A 20155-nucleotide genomic window follows, 5' to 3' on the forward strand; every position below is an offset into this window, starting at 1 on the left:
AACTCTTTATTCCTTACCGGCGTGCGTCAGCAGCCAGCAGTTGTGAATTTGACGGTTGCGGGCAAAATCCTGTGACTGGGTTTTGTCCGTAATTTCGCGGGCTTCCAGGCCCAGCGCGGCAAGGCCGGCCAGATCCATTTTGAAACCACGCTTGTTGTTCGAGAACATAATGGTGCCGTTATTGCGCAGCAGACGCTTCAGATCGCTCATCAGAGCCAGGTGATCGCGCTGTACGTCGAAGCTCTCTTCCATGCGTTTGGAGTTGGAGAAGGTCGGCGGATCGATAAAGATCAGGTCGAACTGTTCGTCGGCGTCGCGCAGCCAGCTCAGGCAGTCCGCCTGCATCAGGCGGTGCTGGCGGCCGGTCAGGCCGTTCAGCCGCAGGTTGCGCTCGGCCCACTCCAGGTAGGTGCGCGACATATCAACGGTGGTGGTACTGCGCGCGCCGCCCAGGCCGGCGTGCACGCTGGCGCTGCCGGTGTAGGCAAACAGGTTAAGGAAATCTTTGCCGGCGCTCATCTTGCCCAGCATTTTACGCGCGATGCGGTGATCGAGGAACAGCCCGGTATCGAGATAGTCGGTCAGGTTCACCCACAGTTTCGCATCAAACTCGCGCACTTCGAAAAAGTCGCCCTTCTCGTTCATCTTCTGGTACTGGCTGGTGCCCTTCTGCTTTTCACGCGTCTTCAGCACCAGACGGTTGGCCGGCAGCTCCAGCACGCTGAGCGTAGCGGCGATCACGTCAAACAGACGCTGGCGGGCCTTGGTTGCATCGACGGTTTTCGGCGGTGCGTACTCCTGAATAATCACCCAGTCGGCGTAACGGTCGACCGCCACGTTGTAGTCAGGCAGGTCGGCGTCGTAAATACGGTAGCACTCAATGCCCTCCTGGCGCGCCCATTTGTCCAGCTTCTTCAGGTTCTTACGCAGGCGGTTGGCATAATCATCTGCCAGCTGTGCCACGGCGCCGCCTGACGGGTTGGCCGCCAGCTGATAGTTTTTCTGTACGCAGTCCAGCGGGCCATTTTTCGCCTTAAACTGGCGATCGGCGCGCAGCTGCAGGCAGCTCAGCAGCTCCGGTGAGGCGCTGAACAGCGACAGGTTCCAGCCGCCAAACTGGCTTTTCATAATACGGCCCAGCTGGCTGTGCAGCGCAATCAGCGCCGGTTCACTCTCCAGACGCTCGCCGTAGGGCGGGTTGCTGACCACCGTGCCCGCCGGGCCTTCCGGCAGCGGGTTGGTCAGCTTCAGTACGTCCTGCGCGGTGAAGGCGATCAGGTCGGCCACGCCGGCACGACGGGCGTTAGCGCGCGCGCTTTCAATCACCCGGGAATCGTTATCGTAACCAAAGAAGCGCGAAGTGGTCTCTTTTGCTCCTTTACGGGCACGCACCTGCGCTTCGGTTTTGACTTCCTGCCACAGCCCGGCGTCAAACTTGTTCCAGCCGGTAAAGCCCCAGTGGTTGCGGTGCAGGCCCGGCGCGCGATCGCAGGCGATCATCGCCGCTTCCAGCAGCAGCGTGCCGGAACCACACATCGGATCGACCAGCGGGCTACCGGCCTGCCAGCCGGAACGCAGCACGATGGCGGCGGCCAGCGTCTCTTTCAGCGGGGCCGCACCGGTCTGCTGGCGGTAGCCGCGCTGGTGCAGGCCATCGCCGCTCAAATCCAGCGCGATGCTGGCGGTATCTTTATTCAGCCAGACGTTAACGCGGATATCCGGCTGCTCGCGATCCACGTCCGGACGCGGCAGATTTTTACGGGTAAAGCTGTCAACGATGGCATCCTTCACCTTCAGGGCACCGTACTGGCTGTTGCGGATCACCTCGTTCAGGCCGCTGAAGTGCACGGCAAAGGTTTTATCGCTGCCGAACAGCGCCGGCCAGTCGATCGCCTGCACGCCGAGGTAAAGATCCAGATCGCTGTAAACCCCACATTCGGTCAGCGGCAGCAGGATGCGTGAAGCCAGACGGCTCCACATCAGGCTCTGGTACATCAGACGATCGTCGCCCTGATAATGTACGCCGCCCTGGACGATCTGGCAGCTTTCCGCTCCCAGCGCTTCCAGTTCACTTTTTAACAGCTCTTCGAGCCCACGCGCCGTACTGGCAAACAGAGAATTCATAGCGTCACTTATCGTCTTCAGAAAATTGCTGCGCATTATAGCTAATCGGAGCGCCATGTCATAAAGATCGCGTGTTTTACGGCAAAACCCTTGTTACCATGCGGGCATTCATCGCTAAATTCAGGATCGGTCTCGACATGATCGTTCTCTCACGCTTGTTTATTCATCCGGTTAAATCGATGCGCGGTCTGCAGGTTTCGCACGCGCAGGCCCTGGCCAGCGGGCTGGCGTTCGATCGCCTGTTTATGCTGACCGATCCGGACGGCACCTTTATTACCGCCCGCCAGTATCCGGAGATGGTGCTGTTCACCCCGTCGCTGATTATGAACGGTCTGCAGCTCAGCGCGCCGGACGGCAGCAGCGCCACGGTGCTGTTCAGCGACTTTGCCCCAGCCCCTGCGCCCACCGAAGTGTGGGGTACCCACTTTACCGCGCTGATCGCGCCTGACAGCATCAACCAGTGGCTGAGCGGCTTCTTCCCGCGCCCGGTGCAGCTGCGCTGGGCTGGGCCGGAGATGACCCGCCGGGTTAAGCACTATCAGCAGACGCCGCTGGGCTTTGCCGATGGCTACCCGTTCCTGCTGGTCAATGAAGCCTCGCTACACTCCCTGCAGCAGCGCTGCCCGGCAGGCGTGCGTATGGAACAGTTTCGCCCCAACCTGGTGGTGAGCGGCGCCGCGGCCTGGCAGGAGGACAGCTGGGCGTCATTGAAAATCGGCGAAGTAGAATTTGATGTCCCTAAACCCTGCAGCCGCTGCATTTTCACCACCGTCAGCCCGCAGCACGGGCGCAAACACCCCGCCGGCGAACCCTTAGCCACGCTACAGGGCTTTCGCAGCGCGCAGGACGGCAGCGGCGACGTCGACTTTGGCCTGAACCTGGTGGCGCGCAACAGCGGCGTGGTTCGGGTGGGAGATGCGCTGGAAGTGCTCAGCCACCATGCGCCACGCCTGTACGGTGCGGGCGAGGTGGTGGAGACGCTGGAGGTCGCCAGCAGCGCGGTCAGCGAGCTGACGCTAAACTGGCAGGGCAAGGCTTTTTGCGGCGACAATCAGCAGGTGCTGCTGGAGCAGCTGGAGTTGCAGGGGATCGCCGTCCCCTACTCCTGCCGCGCCGGCATCTGCGGCAGCTGTAAGGTCACGCTGGTTAGCGGAGAAGTGAAGGCGTTGAAAAAAGGGGCGGTGCGCGCGGACGGCACCATCCTCAGCTGCAGCTGCATTCCGGCCAGCGACCTGACGCTGCGCTGAACCGGCCGCGCGGGTTACACCGCGCGCGCCAGCCGCAGATCGTCTGATTTCTGCTGCGGCAGCAGACGATCGTGCATGATTTTAATCGCGTCACCCAACTGCAAACCGCGCCCGGCGACCGTCATCTGCGGCTGCGCCACCAGGCACAGCGCGGCGCTCTCGCCCGGCTCCACCACCAGCAGGCTGGCCAGCTGGCCGCTGTCGGTAACACGTACGCTAACCAGCTCGCCTTCCGCCGGCCGCCAGTCATGCTGAATATAGCTTTCAAAATGCCAGCTTTTCGGCATCAGCGGTTTCAGAAAACGCATCGCCACCAGCGCATTTAATACCAGCTCGGCGCGGCGGTCGCCTCTTATTCCGGCCTGACGGCAGCGCTCGTCAAAGGTAAAAAACAGCGCCGCGTCATCAACACAAAAACCGGAAACCTTAAAGGCATCCGGCGTTAACATCTTGCGCGGGAAGCGGGAACGGAACAGCATACCGTCAGCCATATCCAGCATCATACGGTCATGCTCAGCGTCAAAAAACCACCGCCAGTTATCGTCAGGTTTTATCCTCATGATGGATCCCGTATTAAATTGTTACATACATCCGGTCAGCCGTGTTCTGCCGGAAAAAATCTGCGCCCCTCTGAATCTCAGCGATCGCGGCAGCAAAAAATGAATAGTTATCGAACAGAACAAAATATAAACGAGCCAGAGGCAAAAATAAAGCCTCTGGCCTGGTTAACGCGGAATGGGCTTAGAGATGGGTCACAATTTCTTTTATCAGCGGCGGGCCCTGGTAAATAAATCCGGAATATATTTGCACCAGCGTCGCCCCGGCGGCGATTTTTTCCCGCGCCGAGACCAGGGAGTCAATACCGCCCACGCCGATAATCGGCAGCCTGCCCTGCAGTTCAGCAGAGAGACGACGGATAATTTCCGTACTGCGTAACTGCACCGGACGACCGCTTAATCCACCCGCTTCATCGGCATATTTTAATCCGGCCACCAGCGAGCGATCGAGGGTGGTATTGGTGGCAATCACCCCGTCTATATTATGCCGCACCAGGCTGTCAGCCACCTGAATCAGCTCTTCTTCCGTCAGATCCGGGGCAATCTTCACCGCCACCGGCACATATTTATGGTGGATCTGCTGCAGTTCCGCCTGACGGGTTTTGACCGCCGACAGCAAATCATCCAGCGCCTCACCATATTGTAAAGAGCGCAGTCCCGGCGTGTTAGGGGAAGAAATATTGATGGCGATATACCCGGCGTAAGGATAAATCTTATCCATGCTGATCAGGTAATCGTCTTTCCCCTGCTCTACCGGGGTATCTTTATTTTTGCCGATATTGATCCCGAGAATACCGTCGAAATGGGCCTTTTTGACATTCTCTACCAGGTGATCGACACCCAGATTATTAAAGCCCATGCGGTTAATAATGCCGCCCGCCTCGACAATACGGAACATGCGTGGCTTATCATTCCCCGGCTGCGGACGCGGGGTGACGGTACCGATCTCAATAAAACCAAAGCCCATCGCGCCGAAGGCATCAATGCATTCGCCGTTTTTATCGAGGCCAGCCGCCAGGCCCAGCGGGTTCTTAAAGGTCAGCCCCATGCAGCTCACCGGCCGGAAAGGCAGCGACTGACGGATCAGGCCGCGCAGCGGCGTGCCGGAAAGGCGCTTCAGCTGCTGTAAGGTCAGCTCATGCACACGCTCAGGATCGAGCTGAAATAGCGCTTTACGTACGAAAGGGTAGTACATGGTCACTCCTGAGGTCCCGGGATAAAATCGGGGTCGTATTATCCGGGAATCCCCCGGTAAAGGGAAATGACCTGCCGCATAAAAATGCCAAAAAAACCATAATCTGGCCTGATACCCGCGATGAACGCACCACGTTATCTGATTTACAGCTTCTCAATGCCGGATAAATCATTTAAGCCCCCCTTCCCGCTCTGTCAGGATAAGACCAACTTTTTTTTGAAACTGTTTAATCAATAACTTTCAGTTATAAGGAGTGGTTATGCGCGTTATTACTCTGGCGGGAAGCCCCCGTTTTCCATCCCGGTCCACCGCCCTGCTCACCGTCTGCCAGCGTGCGCTGGAAGCCCGCGGCGTTGAGGTAATCCCCTGGAACGTGCATAACTTTCACGCCGAAGACCTGCTGTACGCCCGTTTCGACTCGCCGGCGCTGCTGGCGCTGAAGGAGGACCTCGCCAGTGCCGACGGCTTTATCGTCGCTACGCCGGTATATAAAGCCTCATTTGCGGGCGCGCTAAAAACTCTGCTGGATCTGCTGCCGGAGCGCGCGCTGGAGCACAAGGTGGTCCTGCCGCTGGCGACCGGTGGCACCGTCGCCCATCTGCTGGCCGTCGACTATGCGTTGAAACCGGTGCTCAACGCCCTGAAGGCGCAGGAAGTGCTGCACGGCGTGTTTGCCGATGACAGCCAGATCGCCCATTACGACCGCCAGCCAGAACTGACCCCTGGCCTTGCCGCACGGCTGGAAGAGGCGGTCGATACTTTCTGGCATGCGCTGGCACGCCGTCGCCCGCTGGCCACAGCGGTATAACCGGGCCTGTATATCGCCCTCACCCGTTTACCGCCCGGCCGGAATGGCAAACGCATCCGCTACGGCCCAACGCCACACTGATTAAGGAGCACGATCATGAGCCTGTCCGTATTCTGGTTTCTGCCGACGCACGGCGACGGTCATTATCTTGGCACCAACCAGGGTGCCCGCCCGGTGGATTATGCCTATCTGCAGCAGATTGCCCAGGCGACCGACAGGCTCGGTTTTGGTGGCGTATTGATTCCGACCGGCCGCTCCTGCGAGGATGCCTGGCTGGTGGCCGCGTCGCTGATCCCGGTGACCCAGCGCCTGCGTTTTCTGGTGGCGCTGCGCCCCGGCGTCACCTCGCCTACCCAGGCGGCGCGTCAGGCGGCCACGCTCGATCGTCTCTCCAGCGGACGCGCGATCTTTAACCTGGTGACCGGCGGCGATGCGGAAGAGCTGGCCGGCGACGGCGTGTTCCTCGACCACCGCGAACGCTACGCGGAGTCCGCCGAGTTTACCCGCGTCTGGCGACGGGTGATTGAAGGTGAGACCGTTGATTACGAAGGTAGGCATGTTAACGTGCGCGGTGCGCGGCTGATGTTTAAGCCGGTCCAGCAGCCGCGACCGCAGCTGTGGTTTGGTGGTTCGTCTGAGGTGGCGCAGGATCTGGCCGCCGAGCAGGTCGACGTCTATCTGACCTGGGGCGAGCCGCCGGCGCAGGTGAAAGAGAAGCTCGCCGGGGTTCAGGCGAAGGCCGCCGCGCAGGGACGCAGGCTGCGTTTTGGCATTCGCCTGCATATTATCGTGCGGGAAACCAATGAAGAGGCCTGGCAGGCGGCAGAACGGCTGATCGCCCACGTGGATGACGACACTATTGCGCAGGCCCAGGCGAAACTGGCGAAAACCGACTCCGTCGGCCAGCAGCGGATGGCGGCGTTGCACGGCGGCAAACGCGACCGGCTGGAGATCAGTCCGAACCTGTGGGCCGGCGTCGGCCTGGTACGCAGTGGTGCCGGCACGGCGCTGGTGGGCGATGGTCCAACCATTGCCGCCCGCATGCAGGAGTATGCCGATCTCGGTATCGAAACCTTTATCCTCTCCGGCTATCCGCATCTGGAAGAGGCGTACCGGGTGGGCGAGCTGCTGTTTCCGCACCTTGACCTGCAGATACCCGAAATTCCCCAGCCGCAACAGGTGCGGGCACACGGCGAACAGGTCGCCCACGATTTTGCGCCGGACAAGGTGGCCCGGAATCAGCTGTAAATCGGCAGACAGTGTCCTGCGCGGCAGCACTCAGCTGCTGTAATTTTGGACGATCCGCCGAATGCATTGCGCCACATTTATCCCCATTGTAGTGAGCGGGCACCCTGCTCAACCTGCCAGATTGGTGGCAGGTTCACTTAACCGACATCACTACCGGAAGAAGAATGAGGGATCTGTTATGTCAAAGGCCGACAATAAATTTGTCAACGTCAGTCAGAACTATGAACTGGAGGACTGGTTGTACCGCAATCACTTCTCAAAACGAAAAACGAACGTGCAGGCGCTGCAGCAGATTATCGTGCAGGTGAAAGGCGGCAACACGGCCCATAACCTGAGCCGGGCGGCGCTGGATGAAGCGTTGTTGAAACAACCGGCGCTGTTCAGTGAACTGTCGCCGGTTGGGGGTTAAGAACTCAGCGGATGTTACAGAAGGTGAAATTGCCGGGCAAGCCCGGCAATTTCACCCACGATCAGGCATTCAGCGCTTTGCTGATCTTCTCAAACAGATCCCCGGACAGCTTATCAAGCCCCTGCAACTGCTCCAGCGCCTGACGCATCAGCGCCTGGCGGCCGCTGTCGTAACGCTTCAGGCGAATCAGCGGCTCGATCATTCGCGCCGCCACCTGCGGGTTGCGGGTATTGAGATCGGTGAGGATTTCTACCAGGAACTGATAGCCGCTGCCGTCGGCAGCGTGGAATGCCGCCGGGTTGCTGGCGGCAAACGCGCCGATCAGCGAACGTACGCGGTTCGGGTTGCCAAGGGTGAAGGAGCGATGGTTTAACAGCGCGCGCACCTGCGTCAGCACATCCTCCCCCGGGCCGGTAGCCTGCAGCACAAACCACTTATCCATCACCAGACCATCCTGATGCCAGCGGTCGTCAAAATCGGCCAGCAGCGCAGCCCGGCACGGCAGCTGCGCGGCAACCGCAGCTGAGAGCGCCGCGATGGTATCGGTCATATTGTTGGCCGCGTGGTACTGGGCGCTGACCAGCCTGTCGGCCTGCTCCGCATCGCCAAACGCCAGATAGCTCAGGCAGACGTTTTTCAGCGAACGCTTCGCGATCTCATCATGTTCCACCCGGTACTCCGTGCTGTGGTTAGCGCGATACACCGCCAGCAGCTCGTCCGCCAGCTCGCCCGCCAGCGTGCGCATCAGCGCCTCGCGGACCGCCGCGATGGCCTGCGGGTCGATGGTGTCAAACAGCTCGGCGATCTCGTTTTCACCCGGCAGCGACAGGATCAACGCCATCAGCGCCGGATCGCTGTTCTCTTCCAGCAGCACCGCGCGGAAGGCATCGGCCACGTGCAGCGGTAGCAACAGCGGCTGCGCCTGCTGCTGGCGTGCGACGTTCAGCTTGATATGGGTTGCCAGCAGGCTCTGTGCCGCATCCCAGCGCGAGAAGTCATTGCGGGCGTGGCGCATCAGGAAGGTCAGCTGCGCATCGCTCCAGTTATAGTCCAGCTTCACCGGCGCGGAAAATTCGCGCAGCAGCGACGGCACCGGCGGCTGCGGCACCCGATCGAAGATAAAGGTCTGCACGCTCTCCGTCACGTTAAGCACGTGGTGCACCGGATGACCGTTGTGCTGCAGCGGGATAACGTTGCCCTGCGGGTCATACAGTTCGATATCCAGCGGAATATGCAACGGCAGCTTCTCCTGCCTGTCGGCAGTCGGCGGCGTAGCCTGGGCCACATGCAGCGTATACTGCTGCAGCTCGGGGCTGTAATCATCCCGCACCGTCAGCACCGGCGTGCCGGACTGGCTGTACCAGCGGCGGAACTGCGACAGATCGACGTTAGACGCATCCTCCATGGCCTGCACAAAGTCGTCACAGGTAGCCGCGCTGCCGTCATGGCGCTCAAAGTAGAGCTGCATGCCCTTCTGGAAGCTGGCTTCACCCAACAGCGTGTGCAGCATGCGGATCACTTCCGATCCCTTCTCATATACCGTCAGCGTATAGAAGTTGTTCATCTCGATCACCTGCTCAGGGCGGATCGGATGCGCCATCGGGCTGGCGTCTTCGGCAAACTGCGCGCCGCGCATCACGCGCACGTTATCGATGCGGTTTACCGGCCGTGAGCCGAGATCGGAGCTGAACTCCTGATCGCGGAACACGGTCAGCCCCTCTTTGAGGCTGAGCTGGAACCAGTCGCGGCAGGTCACGCGGTTGCCGGTCCAGTTGTGGAAATATTCGTGGCCGATCACCGCCTCAATGCCAAGATAATCCTTATCGGTAGCGGTAGCGGCCTTCGCCAGCACGTATTTCGAGTTAAAGACGTTGAGGCCTTTATTCTCCATCGCGCCCATATTAAAGAAGTCGACGGCGACGATCATAAAGATGTCGAGGTCATACTCGAGGCCAAAGCGCTCTTCATCCCACTTCATGCTGTTTTTCAGCGAGGTCATCGCCCAGTCGGCGCGATCGAGGTTGCCGTGGTCGACGAAGATCTCCAGCGCCACCTCGCGGCCGGAACGGGTGGTAAAGCTGTCGCGCAGCACGTCAAAATCACCGGCTACCAGCGCGAACAGGTAGCAGGGTTTCGGGAACGGATCCTGCCACTTCATCCAGTGGCGGCCGTCCTCCAGCTGCCCGCCGTCAAGGCGGTTGCCGTTGGAGAGCAGATACGGGTAACGGGCGCGATCGGCAATCAGCGTGGTGGTAAAACGTGCCAGCACGTCCGGACGATCGAGATACCAGGTAATATGGCGGAAACCTTCTGCCTCACACTGGGTGCAGAGCGCCTCGCCGGACTGATACAGCCCTTCCAGCGCGGTATTTTTGTCCGGCTGAATATCGTTAACGATGGTCAGGGTGAAGGCATCGGGCAACTGCTCAACGGTCAGTGCGCCCTCCTGCAGGCGGTAGTGCGGCCACGGCTGGTCATTGACGTGCAGTGAGATCAGCGCCAGCTCTTCCGCTCCATCCAGCTGCAGCGCGGCATCAGGGGCGCCCAGCCGTTTTACCTGGCTGACCGCGGTGACCCGGGTGGTGGCTGCGTCCAGGATAAAGGTCAGATCGATGTCGGTAATGGTAAAATCGGGTGCGCGATAATCATGGCGGTTTTTGGCCTGCGGCAGTTGCGTCATAAGTTCTTCTCACGTCGATAATTAGTTAACCTTTTCAAGTCTATGCCTGTTAGCGTCCGGTTGCCATGTTGAATCACACCGAATGGCGTCAATGTGGCAAATTGACACATTGCGTTAACATGCCTGCAAAATATGCTCGACCTGGCTGGCCTAATTGTGCTGTGATCGGCTTCACTAAATAAGTAATCAGGTTATACTCCTGCGACTTTTGCTACTTTTTTCCAGGGATAACGCTCTTCGCCAGAGGATGCTGAAACGCACCATGACACGACACGCTTCCCCCATTTTAAAGACGCTTCTCGATACTGACGCCTATAAGCTCCATATGCAGCAGGCGGTGTACCACCGCTATCACGATGTCACCGTGGCCGCTGAATTTCGCTGCCGCGGCGACGACCTGTTAGGCATCTATGCTGATGAGATCAATCAGCAGATTGCCAGCATGGCGTCGCTGGCGTTAACGGAGGACGAACACGCCTATCTCAGCAGCCTGCCGTTCTTTAAGGCGGACTACCTTGACTGGCTGCGCGCGTTTCGTTATGACCCGCAGCAGGTGCGGGTGCGCAACCTGCAGGGGCGGCTGGATATCCGCATCAGCGGTCCGTGGCGTGAAGTGATCATGTGGGAAGTGCCGTTGCTGGCGTTAATCAGTGAGGTGGTACACCGCCACCGTTCACCTGAGGTGACGCCGGCAATGGCGGTAGAGAAGCTGCAGAGCAAGCTGGCGCAGTTTGCCGGACTGACCGCCGATCTGGATATGTCGCGTTTCCGGCTGATGGATTTCGGCACCCGCCGCCGTTTCTCCCACGACGTGCAGCTGGCCATCGTGACCACCCTGCACCAGAGCTTCCCGTGGCTGGTGGGCTCCAGCAACTATGAAGTTGCCCGCCAGCTGGGCATTGCGCCGGTCGGCACCCAGGCCCACGAGTGGTTCCAGGCGCATCAGCAGATCAGCCCGGTACTGGCCAACAGCCAGCGGGCGGCGCTGCAGGCGTGGCTGGAGGAGTACCCGGATCAGCTAGGGATTGCGCTGACCGACTGTATTACCATGGACGCCTTCCTGCGAGATTTCGGCCGTAACTTTGCCAGCGCCTACCAGGGGCTGCGCCATGACTCCGGCGACCCGTTTGAATGGGGCGAGAAAGCCATCGCCCACTATCAGCAGCTGGGAATTGACCCGCTGACCAAAACGCTGGTTTTCTCCGATAACCTGGATCTCGACAGTGCGGTCGCCCTCTACCGCCATTTCGATCAGCGCGTCAACCTAGTGTTCGGCATTGGCACCCGCCTGACCTGCGATATTCCCCGGGTGAAACCGCTGAATATCGTGATTAAGCTGGTGGAGTGCAACGGCAAACCGGTGGCCAAGCTTTCCGACAGCCCCGGCAAAACCATCTGCGAGGATCAGGCCTTCGTTCACGCCCTGCGTAAAGCCTTTGACCTGCCACGGGTGAAAAAAGCCAGCTGATCGCCACAGCAGGGCCGGCAGCAGCCGTCCCTGCAAGCGTGGCCTGCAAGAAATCTGCCCCGTTCCTCTAATTCCGCTTGTTTCTCCTCGCCTGGCAAGTAACATAGCAACACCCTAAATTCGGGGTAAATTTTCCTTTCAGATTAACAGTGAGAGACTGATATGAGCGTTGTGCCTGTAGCGGATGTACTGCACGGCCGGGTCGCGGTTGACAGCGAAGTCACCGTACGTGGCTGGGTGCGTACCCGAAGAGATTCAAAAGCCGGTATTTCCTTTATCGCCGTTTACGACGGTTCCTGCTTTAATCCCGTTCAGGCCGTCGTCAATAATTCTCTGAATAATTATCAGGAAGACGTGCTGCGCCTGACCACCGGCTGTTCGGTTGAAATCACCGGTAAGATTGTCGAATCTCCAGGCGAAGGCCAGAGCTTTGAAATTCAGGCTACTGCGGTGAAGGTGGTCGGCTGGGTTGACGATCCGGATACCTACCCGATGGCGGCCAAACGCCACAGTATAGAGTACCTGCGTGAAGTGGCGCACCTGCGCCCGCGCACCAACCTGATCGGTGCGGTCGCCCGCGTGCGCCACACGCTGGCCCAGGCACTGCACCGCTTCTTTGATGAGCAGGGATTCTTCTGGGTCTCCACCCCGCTGATTACCGCATCGGATACCGAAGGTGCCGGTGAAATGTTCCGCGTCTCGACGCTGGACCTGGAAAACCTGCCGCGCACGCCTGAAGGTAAGGTCAACTACGATGAAGATTTCTTTGGTAAAGAAGCCTTCCTCACCGTTTCCGGTCAGCTGAACGGCGAAACCTACGCCAGCGCCATCTCTAAGATCTACACCTTTGGCCCGACCTTCCGTGCGGAAAACTCGCATACCAGCCGCCATCTGGCCGAGTTCTGGATGCTGGAGCCGGAAGTGGCCTTCGCCGATCTGGAAGACAACGCCGCACTGGCGGAAGCGATGCTGAAGTACGTGTTTAAAGCGGTGCTTGCCGAGCGTGCCGATGATATGGCCTTCTTCGCCGAGCGCATTGATAAAGACGCGATTGCTCGCCTGGAACGCTTTGTCACCACCGATTTCGCCCAGGTGGACTACACCGAAGCGGTAGAGATCCTGCTGGCCTCGGGTCAGAACTTTGAAAACCCGGTCTCGTGGGGGATTGACCTCTCCTCCGAGCACGAGCGCTACCTGGCCGAGAAGCACTTTAAAGCGCCGGTGGTGGTGAAAAACTACCCGAAAGACATTAAAGCCTTCTATATGCGCCTCAACGATGACGGCAAGACCGTAGCGGCGATGGACGTTCTGGCCCCGGGCATCGGTGAAATCATCGGTGGTTCGCAGCGTGAAGAGCGCCTGGACGTGCTGGATGCGCGCCTGGCCGAGATGGGTCTGAATAAAGAAGATTACTGGTGGTATCGTGACCTGCGTCGCTACGGCACCGTGCCACATTCTGGTTTCGGTTTAGGTTTCGAACGTTTAATCGCCTATGTCACCGGCGTACAAAATGTAAGAGATGTTATCGCGTTCCCGCGCACGCCACGCAGTGCGACCTTCTGATTTCAGCATTAATTATAAGAAATTCATATATATATTAAGGCCAGCTTAGCTGGCCTTTTTTTATTTCTGTAAATTTTGATTTGACTCACAAAGTTCCGTGTTTTTTACATCTTGAAACACATACTTTCTTTCTGCAACAAGAATAGGAGATTAGTAGCATTTTCGGGCTGGCTTAAGTAATCTGTGAGTGGAAAGATGCGTGCAGACACAGGAAGACACCAAACTCTCTTCGTAGTTCTGTAAAGAATTATTGACGGCAGTGGCAGGTGTCCAAAATAACTCCAATGAGGGTAATAAAATGATGAAGCGCAACATTCTTGCAGTAGTTATCCCTGCTCTGTTAGCAGCAGGTGCCGTTAACGCTGCAGAAATCTATAACAAAGATGGCAACAAACTGGACCTGTACGGTAAAGTTGATGCGCGTCACACCTTCTCTGACAACGCTGGCGACGACGGCGATGCTTCTTACGTTCGTTTCGGCTTTAAAGGCGAAACCCAGATTAACGACCAGCTGACCGGTTACGGCCAGTGGGAATACAACGTTCAGGCGAACGTTGCTGAAGCAGAAGGCACCAAGGGTTCTAAAACTCGTGTTGGCTTCGCAGGTCTGAAATTCGGCGATGCCGGTTCATTCGACTACGGCCGTAACTACGGTGTAGGCTACGACCCACTGGCATGGACCGACGTGCTGCCAGTATTCGGCGGTGACTCTGGTTACAACGATAACTTCATGGTTGGCCGCTCTAACGGTCTGGCTACTTACCGTAACAAGAACTTCTTCGGTCTGGTTGACGGCCTGGACTTCGCTCTGCAGTACCAGGGCAAGAACAGCGAAGAAGGCACCGGCCGTGGCGCCGCTCAGGCTAACGGCGACGGCTGGGGCACTTCTGTAACTTACACCTCTCCAGTAGGTGTTGCGGTTACCGGTGCTTACTCTAAGTCTGACCGTACCAACAACCAGAAAAATGAGTTCTTTGCTAACGGCAGCAGCAACGCTGAAGCCTGGTCTACCGCGGTTAAATACGACGCGAACAACGTATACCTGGCAGCCATGTACGGTGAAACCCGTAACTCTACCAACATCTCTGCAGATGTGGGCGGCGTTGAGCTGAACGGCGCAGTGAACAAAGAGCAGAAATTCGAAGCGGTAGCTCAGTACCAGTTCGATTTCGGTCTGCGTCCATCCCTGGCCTACGTTCAGTCTAAAGGCAAGGACATCGAAGGCGTGGGCGACCAGGATCTGTACAAGTACGTTTCCGTGGGCTCTACCTACTACTTCAACAAAAACATGTCCACCTATGTTGATTACAAAATCAACCTGCTGGACGCTAATGACAACACCCGCGCAGCCGGTATCTCTACCGACGACGTAGTTGGCGTTGGCCTGCAGTACCAGTTCTGATTGCTGAATGCGGATGGCTCAGGCCAGCCGCATCATGCATCCCACGGGGCCTTCGGGCCCCGTTTGCGTTTCCGCACTTCCCCTCCTCACTCGCCAGCAATGTAGGTAACTGAAACAGCGTCACTACGGTTGCGAGCCGTTTCTCAACTCCTCGATTAACTTCCAATTCCCCAGCCACAGAGGCTGTACTTATTTTGTTCAGGCGGTACACTCGAATTTCAATCTTTCGCCAGGGAGTAACAATGGATATGTTAATGCAGCGCACAGAGCGACTGGAACAGGATAACGCCCAGCGTACACTGGAGCTTGCCGTGCTCAACGCACGATCGGCAACCTTTGCCACCAAAAGCGACCTCGCCGAACTCCGTACCGAGATGCATCAGGGCTTCAACCAACTGCGCGGGGAGATGCATCAGGAGCACAGCCAGTTGCGCGGTGAGATGCATCAAGAGCACAGCCAGTTGCGCGGTGAGATGCAACAAGGGATGGGAGAAATCCGTAAGGAGGTGGGTGATGTCCGCAAAGAAGTGGGTGATGTCCGCAAAGAAGTTGGTGATGTCCGCAAAGAATTGGGTGATGTCCGCAAAGAAGTGGGTGATCTGCGCAAAGAAGTGGGTGGCATCCACCAACAGGTAGGTGGACTGTATAAGCAGATGACCAGCCAGACCCAATGGGTTATCGGTACCATCATCGGTATCGCCGCACTGTGCATGACCGCCGCTAAACTGTTGTTTTGATCCTGCGCCGCTTTTGCGTTTTTTTCAGCGCAAACGGTTGGTAATTTCCCCCGGCTGGCGTTAACCTGAGTCCTCTCTTCGCTTTAACCAAGCTTAACGGACTCCGACTATGTTTGAACGTATTGCCGCCGCACCCGCCGACCCGATTCTCGGCTTAGCCGACCTGTTCCGCGCAGATGACCGTGCGCATAAAATCAATCTCGGCATCGGCGTGTACAAAGATGAGACCGGCAAAACGCCGGTGCTGACCAGCGTTAAAAAAGCTGAGCAGATCCTGCTGGAAAACGAAACCACCAAAAACTACCTCGGCATCGACGGCATTGCCGACTTCGGCAGCTGCACGCAGGCGTTGCTGTTCGGCGCTGACAGCGCGCTGACCCGCGCGAAGCGCGCGCGTACCGCTCAGACCCCGGGCGGCACCGGCGCGCTGCGCGTGGCGGCAGACTTTATCGCCACCCAGACCCCGGCTAAGCGCGTATGGGTAAGTAACCCAAGCTGGCCTAATCACAAAAATGTGTTTGCCGCTGCCGGTCTGGAAGTGTGTGAATACGACTATTACGACGCTGAAAAACACGCGCTGGATTTCGACGGCCTGCTGAACAGCCTGAACGCCGCCGAGGCCGGTGACGTGGTGCTGTTCCACGGCTGCTGCCATAACCCGACCGGGATCGACCCGACGGCAGAGCAGTGGGCCCAGCTGGCCGCGCTTTCACAGAGCAAAGGCTGGCTGCCGCTGTTTGACTTCGCCTATCAGGGCTTCGCCCGTGGGCTGGAAGAGGATGCCGGCGGCCTGCGACTTTTCGCCGCCGGGCATCAGGAGCTGATCGTCTGCAGCTCCTATTCGAAAAATTTCGGCCTGTATAATGAGCGCGTGGGCGCCTTTACGCTGGTCGCCGCCACGGCCGACGTTGCCGACACCGCCTTCAGCCAGGTTAAAGCGACCATTCGCGCCAACTACTCTAACCCGCCGTCACACGGCGCTGCGGTGGTGGCGACCATCCTTGGCAACAGCGACCTGCGCGCCCTGTGGGAGCAGGAGCTGGCCGATATGCGCCAGCGTATTCAGCGTATGCGCCAGCTGTTTGTGAACACGCTGCAGGAGAAAGGCGCACAGGGTGACTTCAGCTTTATCATCAACCAGAACGGCATGTTCTCGTTCAGCGGCCTGACCAGAGAACAGGTTATCCGCCTGCGCGATGAGTTTGCCGTGTATGCCGTCAACTCCGGCCGCGTTAACGTGGCCGGGATGACGCCGGATAATATGGCACCCCTGTGCGAAGCCATCGTCGCCGTGCTGTAACCCGCGGACCGCAGCCCATAAAAAAGCCTGCGTAGCAGCAGGCTTCCCGCAACGAAAAACCCCGCGTAGTACGCGGGGTTCTTTTTTTGCTGACCTGCAGACCGTCAGACTACTGCAAAAATGGATTACTGATGCGCTCACGGCCCAGGGTTGAGATCGGCCCGTGCCCCGGCAGGAAGGTTACGTCATCGCCCAGCGGCAGCAGCTTGTGAATAATAGAAGCGATTAGATCGTCGTGGCTGCCCTGCGGGAAATCAGAACGCCCGACGCCACCGTTAAAGATAACGTCGCCGGAAACCAGCAGACGGCCGGCACGGTCGAAGAACACGATATGGCCCGGCGTATGGCCGGGGCAGAGCAGGATTTCCAGTTGGGTGTTGCCCACCTGCACCGTCTCCCCCTCTTCCAGCCAGCGGTCCGGCGTCAGCGGTGCACAGGGCGCAAAGCCAAACATCTGGCTCTGGGTCGGCAGATTTTCCAGCCAGAACAGGTCGGCCTTATGCGGACCAACGATCGGCAGACCATAGTGGCCGGCCAGTTCGGCGGCGGCACCCACGTGGTCAAGGTGTCCGTGAGTCAGCAGGATCCGGGTCAGCGTAACGCCGAGCGACGCTACCTCCTGCTTAATTTTTTCCGCATCGCCGCCGGGATCGACCAGCGCGGCTTCCCGCGTCTGCGGGCACCAAATCACCGAACAGTTCTGCGAAAAGGCGGTGACCGGGATAATATGATAATCCATAACGCTCCGTTACCGGCGCCCTCGTGGCGCCGGGAATCTCATTCTTACCAGTTCCGGACCGGACCGGTATCAATATGCACAAAGTTACTGCTCGGGTAGTATCCTACACCCCCCGCCTTCATGGCTACGGCGGCTTTGCGAATATTGTTTAATGCAATTCCCTCAATATGAAAATCCATCGCCTGGCCAAGGGTGTGATAGCTGTGTTTTGCCACGCCCCTGCTGTGCGAACGGAGTTCATTGTTGGTATTCAGCGAACGGTAACCGGAGATTAGCTGGACTGGCTTGCGCGTGCCGAGCAACGCCTGCAGGCGGAAGAGATGGTCGAACAGCTGGGGGTCGATACTTTTTGTTTTATTGGCCCGGTAGTCGCGGAAAAAGTGATTAAGGCGCGTTAACTCCGACTTATCGTAACTTTTTCCGTTGAAAAATTCAGTCTTTAAGGATTCACCGGTGTTGAGGTTGCTCAGCGTCAGAACCCGCGGGCGCGAAGTAGAGAGTGACGCGAAAGCCTGTCCGGGAAGCAGTGCCATACCCAGTGCTGCGCCACCCAGCGTCAGCAATTTACGGCGATGAGAGTCGAATTTATCCATTAATCTGTATTACCTGGCTAAAGAAGTCGGAATGGCGCATTTTGTACACCGTTCCGAACCATAACCGCGGAGGCGTTTGCCGTCAACCGCCGGCTGCGACAATAGAGATCACGGTCAGGAGAGTGGCCGCTGAACTCGCCCGGAGGCAGCGCGCAGCGGCGGTGGGAACTGCTGATTAATCAACCATTAGAGCAATAACTGACCAGCCCGCGCCAGCACCTGAACGCCGGAGCGCGCGGTTTGATCATAATTGTAAATATCTGTACGGAACTGCGGCTGGCCGTCATCGGCCACCCAGGCGGTCAGATAATAGAGGTTGACCGGTACGCGCTGGCGGATAGAGACAAAGCGCGTGTCCCCCTCTTTCAGCGTGCTGGAAATACGGTTGTCGTTCCAGCCGACGTCGCGCAGCAGCAGGCTGGCCAGATCGGAGGCGCGGTTAACACGCACGCAGCCGGAGCTCAGGGCACGGATATCTTTCTGGAACAGGCCGTGATTAGGCGTGTCGTGCAGATAGATGGCGTCCGAACTCGGCATATTGAACTTATAGCGCCCCAGCGAGTTAGTTGGCCCCGGCGCCTGGCGAATGCGGTACGGGAACGACGACGCCGACACCATGCTCCAGTCAATCATCGACGGATCAATGACCTCTGCTTCACTGCTCCAGCCAGACAACAGCTGGTAGTTGTGCTTGTAGAGGTAGGACGGATCCTGTTTCACCTTCGGCACGATATCTTTGCGTATCAGGGTGGTCGGCACGTTCCACGGCGGGTTAAGTACCACGTTGTTCAGCGCGCTGCGCATCAGCGGCGTTTTACGATCCGGCCGGCCGACGATCACCCTTGATGAGAGGATTTCGTTACCGTTGACGTAATAGGCCAGTGAGTAGTTGGGGATGTTGACCATGATACCGTTATGCATATCGTCCGGTAACAGACGCAGACGCTGAATATTCAGCGCCAGCAGCGACACGCGCAGCTGCGGCGAGACGTTCAGCCATTCGCGGGTGCGCGGACCTATCGCACCGTCGGCTTCCAGCCCCTGCCAGCGCTGGAAGCGTTTCAAGCCCTCGACCAGCTCCGGCGTGTAGATATTGTCGCCGTTGGCGGGCACGCTGCCGGTCAGCACGTTGCCCGGATTTTCCGGCGTCACCGCCAGAGGGGTCCCATCAACGGCAGCGGCTGAAGGGCTGACCACCGCCGCACCACCCGCGTTGCGCGCGGTCGTCGCATCCGGCTGCGCATTGTCATCGTCATGCACCAGCGGGGCATCCACCTGGCCCACCACCTCATCCACCGGCTTTGGCTGCTCGCTGGCGGCAGACATCATGCCGCTGCGCTGCAGAATATCGCGCAGCGCCGGCACGTCGTTGCTCACCTGACCGGGGCGCAGCGTCTGACGGTCGGTCAGCTGCGGCCAGGGCCGTTTGTCATCAAGCAGCGTTTTCAGCGCCTGATGCATACGCGCGTACTGCGGATGCTGCGGCGACAGCGACCGGATAAAGCCGCTCAGATTGCCGCGCGTCAGCGACGTTTGCCACTGATTAATTGCGGCAACGCCCGGCGCGGCCAGCTTGTAAGGTGCCGTGTTGTAGAGCCAGGTCTCACCCTGAGCGGGAATGCTGGAGGTGAACTGCAGATAGCCGAGCATGGCGTCAGACAGCACAATATCCCGCGCCTGCCCGCTAACCGACGGGTCGGTCAGCAGCTTAACCCACTGGGTAAACTGCGGCTGCACGCCGGAAAGCGCCACTTCGGCCAGCTGCTGCTGAAAAGCACGCACTGCCTGGGGATCCTGCCACATCGGCTGCATGCCGTGGCTGGCGTAAAGAGGAGCCAGCTGTTTCAGGAACACCACCTGCCCGACGTGGCTGGAAAGCGCCGCAGCCAGCTGAGACTGGCTCTGTGCGGCAGAGAGATGATGCGTCACGGGAGCGGAAACCGGCGGAATACCGGCCACGGCAGGAAACGCCTGGGTCAGCCCAAGCAAGACACAGTAGCTAAGCAGCTTAGCCTGCGCGGATAACGATTTCTGCAGCAACATCCCTGCCCCCTGTAAAGTCAGCCGACGAGGAATTCAGCGGCC

At 58.6% G+C, this 20155-nt stretch carries 16 protein-coding genes; 9 read left to right on the top strand and 7 right to left on the bottom strand.

Features of this window, described 5'->3' with window-relative positions; translation table 11 throughout:
* Positions 1 to 6 precede the first annotated feature (6 nt).
* Positions 7 to 2124, bottom strand: a complete 2118-nt coding sequence (gene rlmKL / locus GKQ23_RS16210) for a bifunctional 23S rRNA (guanine(2069)-N(7))-methyltransferase RlmK/23S rRNA (guanine(2445)-N(2))-methyltransferase RlmL (RefSeq protein ID WP_212408859.1) — start codon at positions 2122 to 2124, stop codon at positions 7 to 9.
* Between the two features lie 137 nt (positions 2125 to 2261).
* Between rlmKL and GKQ23_RS16215 the strand changes: the two genes are divergently transcribed.
* On the top strand, positions 2262 to 3371 hold the full coding sequence (locus GKQ23_RS16215) for a YcbX family protein (protein WP_056236845.1): 1110 nt from the start codon (positions 2262 to 2264) through the stop codon (positions 3369 to 3371).
* 14 nt (positions 3372 to 3385) lie between these two features.
* On the opposite strand, the gene GKQ23_RS16220 is transcribed toward GKQ23_RS16215, so the two are convergent.
* Together GKQ23_RS16220 and pyrD are read right to left on the bottom strand one after the other, a co-directional pair.
* Positions 3386 to 3931 (bottom strand): cell division protein ZapC, encoded by a 546-nt coding sequence (locus tag GKQ23_RS16220; protein ID WP_212408860.1) that lies wholly within the window; start codon positions 3929 to 3931, stop codon positions 3386 to 3388.
* A 181-nt stretch (positions 3932 to 4112) separates the two neighbouring features.
* Positions 4113 to 5123, bottom strand: coding sequence for a quinone-dependent dihydroorotate dehydrogenase (gene pyrD, locus GKQ23_RS16225; protein ID WP_212408861.1), 1011 nt, complete (start codon positions 5121 to 5123; stop codon positions 4113 to 4115).
* A gap of 259 nt (positions 5124 to 5382) precedes the next feature.
* Here pyrD and ssuE point away from each other — a divergent pair, with 259 nt between their 5' ends.
* From ssuE to GKQ23_RS16240, 3 genes are all read left to right on the top strand, one after another.
* Positions 5383 to 5931, top strand: a complete 549-nt coding sequence (gene ssuE, locus GKQ23_RS16230) for an NADPH-dependent FMN reductase (RefSeq protein WP_056236850.1) — start codon at positions 5383 to 5385, stop codon at positions 5929 to 5931.
* Positions 5932 to 6027: 96 nt separating this feature from the next.
* On the top strand, positions 6028 to 7179 hold the full coding sequence (ssuD, locus tag GKQ23_RS16235; RefSeq protein WP_212408862.1) for an FMNH2-dependent alkanesulfonate monooxygenase: 1152 nt from the start codon (positions 6028 to 6030) through the stop codon (positions 7177 to 7179).
* A gap of 178 nt (positions 7180 to 7357) precedes the next feature.
* Positions 7358 to 7588 carry a hypothetical protein gene (locus tag GKQ23_RS16240; RefSeq protein ID WP_212408863.1) on the top strand — a complete coding sequence of 77 codons (231 nt, stop codon included), beginning with the start codon at positions 7358 to 7360 and terminating at the stop codon, positions 7586 to 7588.
* Between the two features lie 61 nt (positions 7589 to 7649).
* Here GKQ23_RS16240 and pepN read toward each other — a convergent pair whose 3' ends face one another.
* Positions 7650 to 10268, bottom strand: coding sequence for an aminopeptidase N (gene pepN / locus GKQ23_RS16245; protein ID WP_212408864.1), 2619 nt, complete (start codon positions 10266 to 10268; stop codon positions 7650 to 7652).
* Between the two features lie 262 nt (positions 10269 to 10530).
* On the opposite strand from pepN, the gene pncB reads away from it, so the two are divergent.
* From pncB to GKQ23_RS16270, 5 genes are all read left to right on the top strand, one after another.
* Complete coding sequence (pncB, locus tag GKQ23_RS16250; protein WP_212408865.1) at positions 10531 to 11736, top strand: nicotinate phosphoribosyltransferase; 1206 nt, start codon at positions 10531 to 10533, stop codon at positions 11734 to 11736.
* 162 nt (positions 11737 to 11898) lie between these two features.
* The gene (gene asnS, locus GKQ23_RS16255) at positions 11899 to 13299 is read left to right on the top strand and encodes an asparagine--tRNA ligase (RefSeq protein ID WP_056236857.1); all 1401 of its coding nucleotides are present in this window, start codon (positions 11899 to 11901) and stop codon (positions 13297 to 13299) included.
* Positions 13300 to 13597: 298 nt separating this feature from the next.
* A complete protein-coding gene (gene ompC, locus GKQ23_RS16260; RefSeq protein WP_056236859.1) occupies positions 13598 to 14701 on the top strand; it encodes a porin OmpC in 1104 nt (367 codons plus the stop codon).
* Positions 14702 to 14943: 242 nt separating this feature from the next.
* The gene (locus GKQ23_RS16265; RefSeq protein ID WP_212408866.1) at positions 14944 to 15438 is read left to right on the top strand and encodes a DUF1640 domain-containing protein; all 495 of its coding nucleotides are present in this window, start codon (positions 14944 to 14946) and stop codon (positions 15436 to 15438) included.
* Positions 15439 to 15547: 109 nt separating this feature from the next.
* On the top strand, positions 15548 to 16738 hold the full coding sequence (locus GKQ23_RS16270) for an amino acid aminotransferase (RefSeq protein ID WP_212408867.1): 1191 nt from the start codon (positions 15548 to 15550) through the stop codon (positions 16736 to 16738).
* 109 nt (positions 16739 to 16847) lie between these two features.
* Here the strand turns inward: GKQ23_RS16270 and GKQ23_RS16275 are convergent, their stop codons facing one another.
* The 3 genes from GKQ23_RS16275 to ldtD all read right to left on the bottom strand — a co-directional run bounded on the left by GKQ23_RS16275 (position 16848) and on the right by ldtD (position 20113).
* Positions 16848 to 17477: an MBL fold metallo-hydrolase gene (locus GKQ23_RS16275; protein ID WP_212408868.1), complete on the bottom strand. Its 630-nt coding sequence runs from the start codon at positions 17475 to 17477 to the stop codon at positions 16848 to 16850.
* A 44-nt stretch (positions 17478 to 17521) separates the two neighbouring features.
* Positions 17522 to 18070, bottom strand: a complete 549-nt coding sequence (locus tag GKQ23_RS16280; protein WP_056236865.1) for a YcbK family protein — start codon at positions 18068 to 18070, stop codon at positions 17522 to 17524.
* A gap of 186 nt (positions 18071 to 18256) precedes the next feature.
* Complete coding sequence (ldtD, locus tag GKQ23_RS16285) at positions 18257 to 20113, bottom strand: L,D-transpeptidase (protein ID WP_212408869.1); 1857 nt, start codon at positions 20111 to 20113, stop codon at positions 18257 to 18259.
* Positions 20114 to 20155: the final 42 nt, after the last annotated feature.

The sequence above is a fragment of the Erwinia sp. E602 genome (genome assembly GCF_018141005.1).
Classification (GTDB): domain Bacteria; phylum Pseudomonadota; class Gammaproteobacteria; order Enterobacterales; family Enterobacteriaceae; genus Erwinia.